The organism is Vibrio algivorus (genome assembly GCF_030161215.1).
GTDB lineage: Bacteria > Pseudomonadota > Gammaproteobacteria > Enterobacterales > Vibrionaceae > Vibrio > Vibrio algivorus.
Window position 1 is genome coordinate 92,358 of the sequence record NZ_BSPV01000008.1, and the last position, 15,997, is coordinate 108,354.

The 15,997-nt window shown below is 36.6% G+C and carries 11 protein-coding genes and 3 pseudogenes; 6 read left to right on the forward strand and 8 right to left on the reverse strand.

Annotated elements, in window-relative coordinates:
• Nucleotides 1-74 precede the first annotated feature (74 nt).
• On the forward strand, nt 75-1,076 hold the full coding sequence (locus QQJ93_RS11760; protein ID WP_089123681.1) for a substrate-binding domain-containing protein: 1,002 nt from the start codon (nt 75-77) through the stop codon (nt 1,074-1,076).
• A 256-nt stretch (nt 1,077-1,332) separates the two neighbouring features.
• Entirely contained in the window at nt 1,333-2,577 is a 1,245-nt protein-coding gene (locus QQJ93_RS11765; protein ID WP_089123682.1) for a LamG domain-containing protein, read from the forward strand.
• 71 nt (nt 2,578-2,648) lie between these two features.
• On the opposite strand, the pseudogene QQJ93_RS11770 reads toward QQJ93_RS11765, so the two are convergent.
• Together QQJ93_RS11770 and QQJ93_RS11775 are read right to left on the reverse strand one after the other, a co-directional pair.
• Nucleotides 2,649-3,140 (reverse strand): annotated as a pseudogene (locus QQJ93_RS11770) (beta/alpha barrel domain-containing protein); the annotation flags it as partial.
• A 27-nt stretch (nt 3,141-3,167) separates the two neighbouring features.
• Nucleotides 3,168-3,446 (reverse strand): annotated as a pseudogene (locus QQJ93_RS11775) (integrase core domain-containing protein); the annotation flags it as partial.
• A gap of 477 nt (nt 3,447-3,923) precedes the next feature.
• Between QQJ93_RS11775 and kduI the strand changes: the two are divergent.
• The 4 genes from kduI to QQJ93_RS11795 all read left to right on the forward strand — a co-directional run bounded on the left by kduI (nt 3,924) and on the right by QQJ93_RS11795 (nt 7,656).
• Nucleotides 3,924-4,763 (forward strand): 5-dehydro-4-deoxy-D-glucuronate isomerase, encoded by an 840-nt coding sequence (kduI, locus tag QQJ93_RS11780; RefSeq protein WP_089123684.1) that lies wholly within the window; start codon nt 3,924-3,926, stop codon nt 4,761-4,763.
• 31 nt (nt 4,764-4,794) lie between these two features.
• Nucleotides 4,795-5,775 (forward strand): TRAP transporter substrate-binding protein, encoded by a 981-nt coding sequence (locus QQJ93_RS11785; protein WP_089123685.1) that lies wholly within the window; start codon nt 4,795-4,797, stop codon nt 5,773-5,775.
• A gap of 151 nt (nt 5,776-5,926) precedes the next feature.
• Nucleotides 5,927-6,349 (forward strand): TRAP transporter small permease, encoded by a 423-nt coding sequence (locus QQJ93_RS11790; protein ID WP_284186094.1) that lies wholly within the window; start codon nt 5,927-5,929, stop codon nt 6,347-6,349.
• The gene (locus QQJ93_RS11795; protein ID WP_089123687.1) at nt 6,349-7,656 is read left to right on the forward strand and encodes a TRAP transporter large permease; all 1,308 of its coding nucleotides are present in this window, start codon (nt 6,349-6,351) and stop codon (nt 7,654-7,656) included. Before QQJ93_RS11790 ends, QQJ93_RS11795 begins: the two co-directional genes overlap by 1 nt.
• 330 nt (nt 7,657-7,986) lie before the next feature.
• Here QQJ93_RS11795 and QQJ93_RS11800 read toward each other — a convergent pair.
• From QQJ93_RS11800 to QQJ93_RS11825, 6 genes and pseudogenes are all read right to left on the reverse strand, one after another.
• Nucleotides 7,987-8,660 (reverse strand): annotated as a pseudogene (locus QQJ93_RS11800) (IS3 family transposase).
• A gap of 545 nt (nt 8,661-9,205) precedes the next feature.
• A complete protein-coding gene (locus tag QQJ93_RS11805; protein ID WP_089123688.1) occupies nt 9,206-10,195 on the reverse strand; it encodes a TRAP transporter substrate-binding protein in 990 nt (329 codons plus the stop codon).
• A gap of 14 nt (nt 10,196-10,209) precedes the next feature.
• Nucleotides 10,210-11,481, reverse strand: coding sequence for a TRAP transporter large permease (locus tag QQJ93_RS11810; protein WP_089123689.1), 1,272 nt, complete (start codon nt 11,479-11,481; stop codon nt 10,210-10,212).
• Complete coding sequence (locus tag QQJ93_RS11815; RefSeq protein ID WP_089123690.1) at nt 11,478-11,936, reverse strand: TRAP transporter small permease; 459 nt, start codon at nt 11,934-11,936, stop codon at nt 11,478-11,480. The genes QQJ93_RS11810 and QQJ93_RS11815 overlap by 4 nt, the downstream gene beginning before the upstream one ends.
• 365 nt (nt 11,937-12,301) lie before the next feature.
• On the reverse strand, nt 12,302-13,042 hold the full coding sequence (locus QQJ93_RS11820) for a GlyGly-CTERM sorting domain-containing protein (RefSeq protein ID WP_089123691.1): 741 nt from the start codon (nt 13,040-13,042) through the stop codon (nt 12,302-12,304).
• 69 nt (nt 13,043-13,111) lie between these two features.
• Nucleotides 13,112-15,964, reverse strand: coding sequence for a beta-galactosidase (locus tag QQJ93_RS11825; protein ID WP_089123692.1), 2,853 nt, complete (start codon nt 15,962-15,964; stop codon nt 13,112-13,114).
• Between the last annotated feature and the right edge of the window lie 33 nt (nt 15,965-15,997).

The window sequence follows — 15,997 nt, forward strand, 5'->3', positions numbered from 1 at the left end:
CCTATTTCACACCTTTAAACAAAAAAAAGTGTAGAATACTAATTTAATATCCACCCAAAAAAGCCACGAAAACTATGTCTACAATTAAAGACGTCGCAAAAGAAGCAAATGTTTCAATTGCAACCGTTTCTCGAGTCATCAATAAATCGCCTAAAGCAAGTAAAGCTTCGATTGAATCTGTTACATTAGCGATGAAGAAATTGGGTTATAGACCGAATGCGGCTGCGAGAGCTTTAGTCAGTCAATCAACTCAAACCATGGGTGTTCTGGTTGGTGATGTATCAGATCCTTTCTTTGGTTCAATGGTAAAAGCAATTGATACCATTGCATGCCAAAAAGGCAAACATTTACTCATTGGTAATGGGTATCACTCCGCAAAAAAAGAAAGAGAAGTTATTGAGTTACTGATAAATAATCGTTGTGAATCTCTTGTAATACATAGCAAAAGCTTAAGTAGTGAAGAATTACTAAGTTTTGCAAGGGAAGCGCCTGGCATGGTTCTAATTAATCGATTTATTCCAGAAATATCAGACCGATGTATTGCCTTAGATAACCACCGTGGCTCATACCTTGCGACTGAGCTATTGGTTAAGAATGGTCATAAACATATCGGTTATATTTGTTCTAATCATGACATAGAAGATACCCACCAACGTAAAGCTGGCTATCTACAAGCGTTACAAGATAACGACCTCATTGCTTCAGAAACTTATATTGAATATGGGAGTCCCGATGAAGAAGGTGGTGAGCGTGCAATGACGAACCTTTTAGCAAAAGGGTTACCCATAACAGCAATTGCTGCATATAATGATCACATGGCTGCTGGTACATTGTCTGTATTAGAAGAAAATAATTTCACCATTCCAACTGATATATCAATAATTGGTTTTGATAACAGTCTAATTTCTAAATATTTAAACCCTAAACTGACCACCGTTCGATATCCCATTCAAATGATGGCAGAAAAAGCTGCTTGTTTAGCATTAAAATTAGCCAATAACATAGAAGCCAAACCTGATACAACAATTTTTGCTCCCACACTTGTTAAGCGATCATCCGTTAGAAATATCACGTAACCATTTACCCTGACTAATCAGCCTTTATATTCTTACTATAAAGGCGATCACATCGTTTAATGTCTATTTAAAGTCCAACATTTGTTCACAAAAACTAAATGTCATTACTACCGCTTGTATGTGCCTTCCATTAGATCAAAGTCACACGTTGAATTGTAAACGTATTCATCGATCACATAAATAGATTCTATTTTAGAACATCATTTTATATGTATATACATTAAAATTGTTTAAAATATATTCAGGATTAAATATTATGAAGAGATCGTTTACACTATCAGTTATCACATTAGCTTTACTAGGCTGTAATGGCTCAGGAGAAAGTAATAACAAGGATTCCTCAGGAGCAACCACTAACAACAAAAAGGTATCTACTAGTTCTCCTGGCTCGCAAGCGATGACCAGAATTACCGATATTTCTCGTTTCGGTTATGAAAGTCAAAGCTATGATCCTACTAACCTTGCTGACTTACCTGTTCCGGCATATGCTGGTGAAAATATGGAATGGCAACAAAAGAATGATCTATCCGATGATTTTGAATATACCTTTCCTGCAACCACAAATCGCTCTAATTTTGGTGGGGAAGAAAATAACAAATGGTATAATTTTTATCATCAGGAATGGGATGGTCCAGGCGCAACATATTGGCAAGAAGATCATGTCGCAGTTCAAAATGGAAATCTAGAAATAAGTGTCTCTCGCAATAGTCGAACGGATAAGCAAAATAAACCCGGCGTCACTGCTGGTTGCATATCTTCCCATCAACAAGTTCAATATCCTGTCTTTGTAGAAGCAAGTGTTAGCTTAGCTGATATCTCACTAGCTTCTGCTGTATGGCTATTAAGTCCCGATGACACGCAAGAAATTGATATTCTGGAAGCTTATGCCGGTGCAGCTAATGGGAACGATTACTTCTCTAAAATGATTCACTTGAGTCATCACTCTTTTATTCGTTCACCATTCCAGGATTATCAACCAAGAGATGAAAACAGTTGGTGGAAAAGTGACATAAGTGGTTATAACACCTGGGGAGAATATGGCTGGAACGGCGGCGCTCGCCAATACATTCAAATTGGTGTTAACTGGGTTAATCCTTTCCATTTTGAATACTATATTAATGGTGAATTAGTCAGGGTTGTTTACAATAATGCCTTTGCAACTAAGCAATATGGTGAATGGGTATACTCATACCCTAAAGTTGATAGTAATAATGAATTAATTATAGACGGTTATCAAAGTGTCGATGTCTATGCAACAAGTACCAATGATTTTGACTTTGATACATTAAAGTCAGCAAGTGACCTATCACCTGCATCAGTCATTGATCCACTCAACTATCAAGATGGTAAAGGTTTCTATAAACCAGCCGATATTATAATCAATATGGAACTGCAATCTTGGTGGATTAATGATCCAACTGATGCAGAACTAGCTGATACTAGTGGTAAAAATAAAACATTAGTCGACTGGGTTCGAGTATTTAAACCTATCGAAACATAGTTTATAGCATTGCCCTCAATGTACTTGAGGGCTGCTTATTATAAAGAGTAAATTTATAAAAGTTCTTCTTTTTATTTTAGTGATAGAGACAATTTGTAGTTATCAATAAAAGATCTTGCGTTTCTACAAATCTCTTCATCAGTAAGTTCCGGCTTGTATAAAGAATCACCTGACGCACCAAGTCCAAGATATGGTTTCATACTTTCTACCGTTGGATTAATCCCACCAACAGGAAAACAAGCTGTTTCATTTGGAATCACTGATTTCAATGCCTTAAAACCATTTAACCCTATAATAGATATGGGTAAAAACTTTAATCCTGTAGCTCCAGCCGCCAAAGCTGAAAACGCTTCTGTGGGTGTCACAACACTGGGAAGAGTTACACACCCCGCTTCTACGCAAATCTTAATAACTTCTTCATTGACATTAGGAGTCACAACCAAACTTGCACCAACTTGAATGACATCCTTCGCTAAGGACGCCGTAGTCACAGTACCAGCTCCAACTAAATAATCTTCACCGAATTCATTAACTAAAAGTTTTATACTTTCTAATGCATCAGGGCTATTTAATGTGTAAACATCCCTTTTTTAGTGACACTCAAAATTAGAGTTTTCTCGTTGCTGTGATTTGACCAAGTATTCCCACGAGGTTAAATCATCCAATGGGTCATGTGGCCGTTCATGGTTATATTCGTTTAACCAATTTTCTGTTAATTCACGAACTTCATTTAATGTTTTAAAGACATACATATTCAAAATGGCATCACGGTATGTTCTGTTAAAGCGTTCTATATATGAGTTCTGTGTTGGTTTCCCTGGTTTAATAAACTCGAGCTCAACACCGTTGAGCTCAGCCCAATCAGCTAATTGGGAATACCCTCATTTGATTCGCATGGACGGTAGTGTTCAAAATTGGTAAATCTATTATTCACCAGCTCTGGAGAGCTATACTTCCAGAGCTCTTTTTCTCCCTATAAATTCATATATAAATATAAAACTCACAACAATTCGGAATTAAACTACAAAAACCCTACACTCACCCAACAGATCACACATAATTGGATTACCAAAATACATAAAAATATCACTAATGATCAACTCTTTATAAAGAATAAATTGAAACTAAGAAAGTGAAAAAATCCTACCGCCTCTCATTACGTGCAAAAACAGAATGTGATCCAGCAAACAAAAAGCAACACTCCATACCAAAATAATAAATTGGTATTATAAGTGTGATTGTAATCACGACACGTATGAGTGTTTGTTTGCTAACTTCTAGAACCATTCATTTATTAAATAATTTAACTGGCCATACATAGATTTAGTGATACATAAAGGGGCAATATGAAAGTCAATTATAATAACAACCCTAGAGACTCTAGGACATATGATACCGAGCGATTACGAGATGAGTACCTAACGGAAACGATGTTCAAAGAGGATGATATTGTTTCTGTATATAGTCATATTGACCGAATTGTTATTTTAGGTGTATTACCAAAAAATGAAGATTTAGAACTTGACAGGTTTATAAATAGTAAAGATTTTGGCGTGGATTTCTTTCTACAGCGTCGTGAGTTCGGACTAATAAACTTAGGTGGAAAAGCGCAAATAAAAACTAAAAGCGAATCTTATGATTTAGATTACTTAGATGGACTATATTTAGGAATGTCTACTGAAAATGTGGAGTTTTGTTCATTAGATATTAACAATCCGGCACTACTCTATTGCATTAGCGCACCAGCCCATCATAAATATCCTTCTCGCATCATTAAACAATCGGAAGCTAATTATATTGTTCTTGGCGTTCAAGTGCATTCAAATGAACGTATTATCCGTCAATACCTTCATCCAGAGGTATTACCAACATGTCAATTATCAATGGGTGTCACTTGCTTAAAAGAAGGCAGTGTATGGAATACGATGCCTCCACATACTCATGAGCGTCGCATGGAAGCTTACTTCTATTTTGACGTAAAACCTCAACAAGTTGTATTTCATATGATGGGAGAACCAGAAGAAACACGTCACGTTGTCATGAGAAATCATCAAATGATTTTATCACCAAGTTGGTCTATTCACTCAGGCTGTGGTACTCAAAATTATAGTTTTATTTGGGGTATGTTGGGTGAAAATCAAACTTTCGATGATATGGATTTTGTTGATATGAATACCATTAAATAAATCAAATTTCATACCATAACGGAGTATATCAATGAAACATTTAAAATTATTACCTCTTACTATCGCTTTAACCGGAGCGCTTGGCTTTCTATCATCAGCCCAAGCAGCAACTGAAATTAAAGCCGCATTTAACCAGTCTGATAAACATCCTCAATATCGCGCGCTTGCAGAATTTGGTAAGAAATTTGAATCTGAAACTGATGGCCGCTATAAAGTGTCTATTTTTCCTAATGAACTTTTAGGTGATCAACGTGCATCTTTAGAATTAGTTCAAAATGGTGCGATCCAAATGGCAATTGTCGCTAATCCATTGGTTGAAAACTACAACAAAAATTTCAGCGTCATTGGTTTACCTTATGTATACACCGGCTATAACCATCAAGAAAAAGTATTCACATCGGGCGTTTTAGACGATCTATTCCAAGAAACAACCAAAATGGGTTTCGAAATTGTCGCAGCCTACACTGGTGGCGCACGCTCAGTCTATTCAAAAGCCGGTCCCGTAAATACAATTGCTGACATGAAAGGTAAAAAGATTCGGGTCATGCAGTCAGACACTATGATCAAAACTTTAGAGTGTATGGGTGGCCAAGGCGTTCCGATGGGTCAAGGTGAAGTTTACTCAGCTATTCAACAAGGTGTTCTTGATGGCGCTGAAAATAGTGAAATTACTTATTACGATTTAAAACAATATGAAGTGGCAGGTTATTACTCTGCAACACAGCATTTAATGGTTCCTGATTTGGTAGTAGCAAGCACGACATTTTTAGACAGTATGCCAAAAGAAGATCGCGACCTATTTAAAAAGCTAGCAAAAGATAGCGTGAAGTCAGAATTTAAATTATGGAAAGATCAGATCAAGGTGTCGATAGAAGCAGCCAAAGCAAAAGGCGCTAAATTTAATACCGTGGATATCCAACCGTTTGTAGACAGTTGTAAACCATTACAAAATGAGCTGATCAAAACACCTCAACAAAAACAAATATTCGAAAAAATCACATCTTTACAATAAGTCCATCATTAGGGTCAGGACATAACTGACCCTCTTTTTCTGGGACAACAACATGAACAAAAATTTCAACACTTTGATTCAGCGATTAGATAGGCTCAAAAACACCATTGATCAGTGCGTCTCATGGTTCCTGATCTCTATAGTGGGTAGCATGACGATACTTGTAACCTATCAAGTCATTGTTCGATACATTTTCAATAGTCCAAGTGCATTTAGTGAAGTACTGTCTCGCTATCTTTTTATTTGGCTTATTTTATTTGGAGCTGCTTATGTTTTTGGTCTAAGAGAGCATATGGCAATCACTTTCATCAAAGAAAAATTTAATAAAAAAACTCGAATAATTATTGAAATGGTCATCGAACTCGTCACTGTTATTTTTGCTTATACCGTAATGATATCCGGCGGCTATAGCAGCGCAGCTCGCCAAATGTGGCAAATTGACTCAGCTCTACAGATCCCAATGGGGACTATTTATTCTGCAATCCCCATATCCGGTGGTTTGATCTTTTTTTATTTTATATTCAATGAAATGAAATTACTGAATACTCTGCTTAATGATAAGGAAGTAGTATAATGGATTTAACATTGATGGCCTCACTGGTCATGTTCATCGGAGTATTTTTGTTACTGGTCTTAGGCGCGCCCATTGCCATTGCCGTCGGAATATCCTCATTTGCAGCTATGACTTGTATTTTGCCTTACCAGGGAGCATTGACAACTTCCGCACAACGTATGTTTGTTGGATTAGACTCATTTGCCTTATTAGCAATTCCATTTTTTATATTAGCGGGCAATATTATGAATAATGGCGGGATCGCTATACGTCTCATTAATTTTTCTAAAATAATTAGTAATTTTTTTCCGGCTCCCCTAGCTCAAACCAATGTAGTATCAAACATGTTATTTGGCTCCATCAGTGGTTCCGGAGTAGCTTCTTGTGCTGCTGTTGGCGGTGTTATGGCACCCATTCAAAAAAAAGAAGGTTACGATCCAAAATTTACTACCGCAGTAAATATTGCCTCTGCCCCAACAGGGATGTTAATCCCTCCATCTAACGCTTTAATTGTTTATGCAACGGTAGCTGGTTCTGTATCCGTTTCTGCGTTATTTATCGGTGGTTATGTTCCTGGAATTTTATGGGGGCTAGGAATTATGGTTGTCGCCGCTATTATGGGTAAACGTCTTGGCTATGTGGGTAAAAGCTCGCTATCACTCAAAGAGTGTGTCGAAATTACAATAGCAGCATTACCTAGTTTATCTCTAATTGTAGTTGTCATTGGTGGCATTCTTGGTGGAATATTTACTGCAACCGAAGCTTCAGCAATTGCAGTAATGTACTCAATGATGCTCGGCTTTGGTTATCGACAACTAAAATTAAGCGATTTGCCTATTATTTTTTTAAATACAGCCAAAATGACTGCTATTGTCATCTTTATGATTGGCACCTCTTCAATCATGTCTTGGGTGATGGCCTTCACCCAAATACCAAGCATGATCGCTGATGGCTTATTACTACTCACTGATAACCCTATTTTGATATTACTCATTATCAATGTTGTTTTATTGTTTATCGGTACATTTATGGATCCCACACCTGCGGTATTAATTTTCACCCCTATATTTTTACCTATTTGTATGGATTTAGGAATGGATCCAATTCAGTTTGGTATTTTAATGATCTTCAACTTATCGTTGGGCACCATTACTCCACCTGTCGGTCCAATACTTTTTACTGGCTGTAAAGTTAGTGGCATTGGGATTGATTCCATTATTAAACCGCTAATCCCATTCTTCATCGTTATTTTTATGATTTTAATGCTAGTGACGTACGTCCCCGCTATTTCGATGGCTCTTCCTACCGCATTTGGGCTAGTTATGTGAAATTGTTGCCTGAAAAGTAAGAATGTCGCTGTTATTATCTAAAGTTAGGATTATAAATTTAATAATTAATCTCAGCACAAATAAACAATAAACTAAATGCCCAGGCCGCAATTTGATCGTTTATCTAGAACTATCAATTGCAAAAACTTGGGCATGATTAATTTAAAAGCTATCAAGAACGGCAATCTCTGCTAGAGCAATATGAATCGGCGCATTTATCACAGAAGTTATCCTGCTAACGCTACGGCCCCTGAAAGCCAAGATATCACTGATATGCAGCGATGGTTAGTAAGCGCATCATTGTAATGATCCAGTTTTTGTGGAGACTTTCTAAGCCACTTTTTGCATTTTTTGGTATTTTTCATGCGGTGTTAAGTAGTTCATGCCGCTATGTATTCGTTTATAGCTGTAAAAGCGTATGTAACTCTCAACTTCAGTGACAATTGACTGGTGATTAATAAAGCTTAATCCATTCAAATGTTCTGATTTTAAAGAACGGAAAAACGTTTCATTACTGCATTATCCCAACAACACCCGCGTCTGCTCATGCTTTGTGTGATATTCAACGCCTGTAGCCGCTGCCGATAAACTCGCCAACTAAAATGAACCCTTGATCCGAATGCACAAGTAAATGACTTGTGTTGGTCTGCCGTTTTTGGATTGCGGAATTCAAAGCCGCTAAGGTTAAGTTAGTATCAGGTGAGCGTGATAATGAATACCCAACCACCTCTTTTGTCGCGAGATCTAATACGCAAGCCAGATAATCTAGCGAGTTGTTTTTCCAAATCTTGTATACGTTGCTGCTCTGGCGTTAATGCCGTTTTATTTGTAGGTGTTATGCTTAACATTTCTTCTTTACATTGTCGCTTCCATCGAACAACTGCCGATGAGTAAGCACCATTGATTTCTTGAATTTGTTGGCTGGAGTAACCATCTTCAACCATCACCTTGGCATACTCAAGCTTTTGCTGAGTTGTGATTTGCACTCGTTGTTTTGATGACATATTTGTTCCCCTATAAGGGGGAATCATTATAAGGCCTAAATACTCTCCAAGTGAACCGTATCACTACAGAAAAAGGAACCGCAGTGTCAACAATAGTGACTCCTTTCAAGAGTCCCTAAAAGAAAATGGTGTTAAAGATTGTATGAGCAGTGTAGATAATGTTATCACAAAACGATTTTTTAGAAGTTTAAAATCTGAGCGAGTCAATTATCGGCATTATAACACTCAACATCAAGCCATACGCAGCATCAAGTCATAAGTGACATTATTGATAGATTTACGGCAATAGTTCTATCAATAAACACAAATAATTTATAGTAGTATTAATTCACACTAGAGATGATCATGCTTACAAGAAAATAGGGAAATTCAACCAATACCAATAAGTGTCAACTTGATAGGTAAATTTACCAGACCAAATGGCGCGATTTTATTGTGAGTAAAATATTAACTGTGGACAATTCCAATTGACCACAGTTAGTATTTATAAATTGCTTTAATATCATATACTAATACAAAAAATAACTTTCTATTTATATTAGTAATTACATTTCTCGTATTTCATCAACATAATCTTTAGCCCAAGAATATTTCTTATACATATTTTCGTATAAAGGTTCCATTGCTTTCTGATTCCACGCAGTGAATTCTTTAGATGGAGTTAACACTTCAACACCATGGTCAATAAAATATTGTTTTGTTTTTTCATTATCCTGCACCACTAAATCCCATGATTCTTGGCTATAATGCGCCGCTGCATCAAGAACAATTTTCTTTTGCTCCTCATTAAGGTTGTCAAAGAATTTTTTATTCATCCCTAAGTTTAAGGCTGTAAACATGTGATTAGATTCAATAATATACTTTTGAACCTCATAAAAACCTTGCGCCTTAATTAAACTCATTGGATTTTCCTGAGCGTCAACAACACCTTGTTCAAGAGCTGTAAAAACTTCTGTGAACGCCATTGTTTGAGCATTAACACCTAATAATTTAGACATTTCGACAAATGTAGATACATTCGGAATTCGCATACGAACTCCTTTATAATCTTCTGGTTTCTCAATTTTTTTATTTGAAGAAATAACTCGGAATCCAGATGCTGAGTAAGCCAAATGCTTCACCCCATAATCACTAAATACATCTGCTATTTCCATACCCACATTGGAGTCTAAAACCTTTCGAGCATGATCATAATCACGAATTAAAAAAGGTGTTTCAGTGAAACCAAGTCTAGGATCCAAATTCTGCATCAAAGAACCAAATAAAATAACTTCGATGGTTCCATTTCTTACGCCATTAATCATTTGTTCTTCGGAGCCTAACTGAGCATTAGGAAATATTTTAACGTCAATTTTCCCTTGTGATTTTTCTTCAATTTCTTTTTCAAAATGCTGTAATGCTATGTGTTGTGGATGTTGTTCATTAAAGTAATGCGCCACTTTAATAGTTGTTGTGTCATCCCCCCAGAATGCTTGTGCAGATATAGAGGATAAAGCAACACTTGAAGCTATAAATGTTTTTTTTAAAAGTTTCATATTGATTTCCTTGTTTAACCTAATAACTCTATTGGGTAAGTTATAATTTTAGGGAATAAAATTAGCAGTAACATAACTATTACATGCACTAATAAAAATGGTGCAATTCCTTTTGCTAGCTCTCCTATTTTAATATTTGAAATACTTGCTCCAACATAAAGAACGGTTCCAATTGGTGGGGTTATTAAACCAATACTTAGATTGATAACCATTAATACACCAAAATAAATAGGGTCAATACCATAAGATATGACAACCGGTAATAATACTGGAGCAAATATTAGAATAGCTGGGATTAAGTCCATCACGCAGCCAACGAGTAGTAAGAAGATCATAATAATTAAGAGAATTATCATTGGTGATGATGAAATATCTCTTAAAATTGCAACTAATTCTTGAGGGATTTGTGCTATCGTAATGGCATATGCAGATACCATTGCAGAAGCTGCAATAAACATCACAATACCTGTCGTTTTAGTAGTTGAAATGAAAATGCTCATCAAATCTTTCAGTTTTAATTCTTTATAAAAGAAAGAAATTATTGTGGCATAAATTGCAGCAACAACACCGGCTTCTGTTGGTGTGAAAATGCCACCTCTCAAACCCACAATGATAATGACCGGTAACATTAAAGCCCAGAATGCACTCAGAAAGGCTTTACCACGCTCGCCCCATGTTTTTCTATCAAAAACAGCAATCTCTGTATCACGGTATAAGTATCGCCACATAAACCATAAGCCTAGGCACATTAGTAAGCCTGCTGGAGCACCTCCGATAAACATTTTAGTGATACTGACACCACCAATAACACCAAATACAATCATTGGAATTGATGGTGGAATTACCATCGCAATAATACCTACAGCACAAATAATTCCGGTAGAAGAACGCGCTGAATACCCTTTCGACATCATCATTGGAATTAAGATAGCACCTAATGCTGCTGTATCAGCGACAGCAGATCCCGACAAGCCAGCAAAAATTAAGCCCGCGATGATAGCAACATAACCTAAACCACCTTTAATGTGGCCAACCAAAGATAAAGAAAAATCAACAATACGCTTGGAGACTCCTCCTTGCTTCATAATTTCGCCAGTTAAAATAAAGAAAGGTATCGCCATCAATGAGAAGTTATTTGCACCATTAATAAAATACTCGGCCATAATTTGATGGTCGTACAATCCCATAGTCGCAAGCATAATTGCAGCAGAGCCTAACATGGCAATTGCAACGGGCGTTCCACTAAATAAAAGTAGAAATAAAGAGATTAAGAAAAGCCAAATCATGAGTTGACTCCTTTTTTAGAAAATATAGATGCAATAATTGTTAATAAAAGAATTGAACATGCAACAACCCCAGCAATATAGATAATAGGCGTAGGAATGCCGGTAGAAGGGAGACCCTGATCTTTAGTTAAAATAATCAGCTTTGAACCACCTATAATCACTGAAATCAAAACAAATACTGTTATTAGTCTTTGAAATAAAAAGACAACATTACCTATTACACCACTTAACCTTGAAGTCACAATATCAACTTGTAAATGATCCCTATCTCTATTTGCAATCATAATTCCTAAAAAAACGACCCACACGAACGCGATTCTTGCGATCTCTTCAGACCATGGAAGGCCAGAATCAAAAAAGTATCTTAATAAGACATTCATAAAAACTAAGGTAACCATAATTAACATTGAGATTATGGAAATACCATTTATTAACCTGTTTATTATATTTTTCATATCACACTATCCATCCTAAGCAGTGAAGTTATGGCAAGTTCAGCTACAATATTCGGACCAGTCTAATAGCCCTATAGATTGTTAATCAATAAACCCAAACCATACTAAGGCATCACACCTATGAATAATAATTACACCTTTAATTTTCCTGAGCAATAGGTCAACATGCACGGTGTATTAATTCTGTTACCTGTACATCAATAAAACAAAATTGGACAACCAATTTAGTGACTTAGATCAACCTAAATGGTTCGGGGAGGGATGAAAGAAATGTATGGATCAAGAATTTAATAGACGATATCAGAGAGCATAAAGTTCCTCTCTTTAATTTGCATATTAAAGAGAGGAACTTTACATATTGATAACTATTTATTTTTACGACGTAATAAGCCCATTATTGTCAACATTAATAATCCAATCCCACCCAAGCTACCGCCGCCTGTACGAAGATTGGACTCAAAAGTACCACCAGCATCTGTGTCACCAGCATCTGTGTCACCAGCATCTGTGTCACCAGCATCTGTGTCACCAGAATCTGTGTCACCAGTATCGCCTAGATTACAACCAGACCCCACTGTTGAACTTCCATCAGACAAACGCAGGTTATCAATAAAAACTTCGACATCATTCACTGTTCCGGCATTACCAAAGTCAATAACTGATATATCAGATAAATCTATTGAGCCTGTATTATTTCCATCTACATATGAAAGATCGATGGAATAAACATCTGTTGTATTGGCGTTAATTGTCATCCAATGCCACGCATCGTTATCATTACTATCTATCAGTTTTATAAGCAGTTCAGCTGTTTCAGATGAAGTATTAATCGCATCAAAAGAAATATGAGTTACTTGGCTAGCATCTATTGGCGATGATAACGTCAGCTTCATAGGATTCCATTGATTAGTAGAGTCATAATTGACTTTGAGCGACTTTTCTCCATTTGTACATTGATCCAGACTAATAATATTGGATATATTACTGGTTGAATCAACAACATCACCAGCACTAAAAACTTCAAATGATTCGAATGGAGACTGTGCCAAAGCCTGCCCGCTAATAATACTTAAACCTATCGCGAATGATAAAGTTTGCTTTTTCATAAAACCGTCCTTATGTTTTATATCTATATGAGAATTCAGCCCTTTCTATCAAAAGGGCTGGTTTAATATTTATTTTGAAAAGCGTTGTTGATATAAATTAATATTCACCTGTTTGGCTGCTTCAACTAACTCTTCATATGGTTGATCGGCAATAGTGACAAAACCAATGTTATAGTTTTCACCGTCCCAAGCTCGACCTGTTGCTGGTGAGTCAAGATATTGGAACCAATGTGCGCCAACAAAATATGGGTTATCAATTACAGACTCCATATAATGGGTATACATATTGGCTCGCTCAGACTGGCTAGCAGCACTGACAATGCCACCATGATATAATCCAGAATCAGTTGAACCAAAGTGGAACTCACCAATCATGCTAGGCATATCCAATTCAGCTAAGAACTGTTGGAAATGTGCTTTTGTATTATCTGTAATATCGTTGGCATAAAGGTTATAACTCATTACATCAACGTATTTAGCTGCTGCTCTTGCTATTTCAGGTGTTAGCCCCCAATCAGAAAAGCGTGCGCCTAAGTATAAGTGGTGAGGTAATACTCTTTTGATTTCTTTTTTTACAATAGAGAAATATCGCTCACCTAATATTTGTAGAAGTTCAGAATAATCTGTTTTCATACCAGGTTTTAATTTTTCTCTATAATCAAAAGACTTTTCAAACTCTCCCCAAGAACCAATATCAGTCGACCAAGCATTATTTAAAGCCGCAATGGTTTTATATTTAGATTTCAAATGTGTCGTAAACGCTTTTTTGACATAGCTTTCCTTGGCATCGTAGCTCAATGCATTAATGATTAACCCATAATGGTTAGCTTCATTCATGACATTTCCCCAGCTGATTTCATTGTCGACAAACGTTCCAACTAACCAAGGATCATTATCACTGACTTTACTTGCAACCCGTTCTGCCATTTTTCGAGTACTTTCTTGAAACTTTGGATCAAATGGATCATGAATAGGCCCCCAGTAGTCATTGCCAGTGCTAATTCTTTGATAATCACCCGTAATCCAACCATGGGCTTCATAAGCAACTTTCCCATTGTCGTAAAACATTGGATCAATCCAATTGCCCAATGTTGTAAAGCCCCAATCTCGCATTCTTTCTAATGTGACATCTTTCCATATTCTCATCGTTTCTTCTTTCGAAATGTCATATTTACGCATTAAATTTGCTCGATAAAAGCTGAAAACCTCTCCTTTTTTTAACGCACCCGAATGCACATAGGTCGCATAATCGTAATTACTAGCTAACGGATCATCCTCTTCTGGTAACCAAGTAAACATAGAATGTCGCAGTTCAGATGGTACAAAACGGCCACTACGCTCATCAGGATTCTCATAATCAACGCCTGTAATCGTCACAGTGTCATCCATTCGAACATTATCTAAGCCTGTCATAAAAAATAAATGCCCTTCAGGATCAACGAGTGACCATTTTCCATCGACTTTTTCTGTTCGGAAAAAGCCAGTTGCCTCTAATTTTGGTCCATCTTTCCATCCACCAAATTTACTTCGGTCGGCCAGTAGTTTGGCGGTTTTCAGGCTTTCTAAGTCCTTTTTTCCTTGTTTTTTCAACTCATCTATTGAATGAATTTTTTCGGGCCAATCTGCATGGGTAGACTGACCAAATTCATCAACGAGACCTGCATATCGAGTAGCATCCGCATTTAAATTAGGAATTAGGCGGACAGAATCTAGAATAATACGAGTGTCTTTTGTTGGATTTTGTAAATAAAGTTGGATTGATTTGATATTAGAAAGGTTTAACTCTGTTTCACCCCACCCATAGCTAATTTTTTGGGCATTATAGGATTTTTTAGGCGGCTCACTTCTCATACCCGAAACTAACTTTCCGCTTAACTGAGACAATGACATATAGTAGGTATTCATTTCGTGGGGTGCGAGAGTCATATATGCTGACATACTATCTGTCACACCATCCGCCGTGCCACCCCAGTTTTTATTTTCAGCCTGATCTACACGAACAAACATTTGAATAGGTTCATTCGTCGGATTTTCAATATCAAATGCTAGGTTAAAATCTTGTTCTTTTGACCAATCCCATTTATCTTTTGGTGCTAACGTAAGGTTTGGATACGCATTCTCTGATGAATATTGCACCTCTATTCCTTGTCCTTCCGCTGTATCTACTGTTTTAACACTGGTTGACACACTGCGTTCAGATATATAACTCGCTTCACCACTATCAAAATCAGTAATGACTTTCACTGTAGGCACAGGGCCAACATCAATGATTTGTTCTTTAGCTGAAATAAAGTCACCCGTTGCATCAATTAATTCAAAATTATCAAGCACAACTGTTTGTGCATCTATTGGGCCTTGAACAAACACTTGCAATTCAACTAATTTCCGTAAATCTAGCTGGTCTCCATCCCAATAGTTATTTAATTTTCGCTTTCCACCGTTAAATAACATCTCAACGGTTTCCGTTTCGCCCGCAGGGATACTGATAGCATAATTTAACTGATTAGTTTGTGCTCCCAATGAGCCAATATTATCTACAACTTTAAATATAATATTTGCTGAAGTATCACTTGGATTTGTTACATCTACCTTAAAACTACCTTTGGAATTCCAATTCCAAATACCTTCACTAGGTACTATTTTTATATTAGGCCAAAACTTAAATTTATTAACTTCAGAGACTTCATCAAAACTAATTTTTAAAGCATTTGAACCTGCGGTAACACCTTGATCCATTATTTTTTCTACTTTGGCATGAGAAACGGCAATATTGTTAAAAAAAGAATCCGATTCAAAGTCAGGGAGTGAGACAGGGATATTATCACCATCAACGGTTTGTGTTTCTGGCGCTTTAGTGTGTTGACATCCATAAGTTGTCATTAACACACTAGCCAACATAATAGCTATATATGATTTTTTCATTATGGGCTACCTCTATTAGTTATAAATATCAGC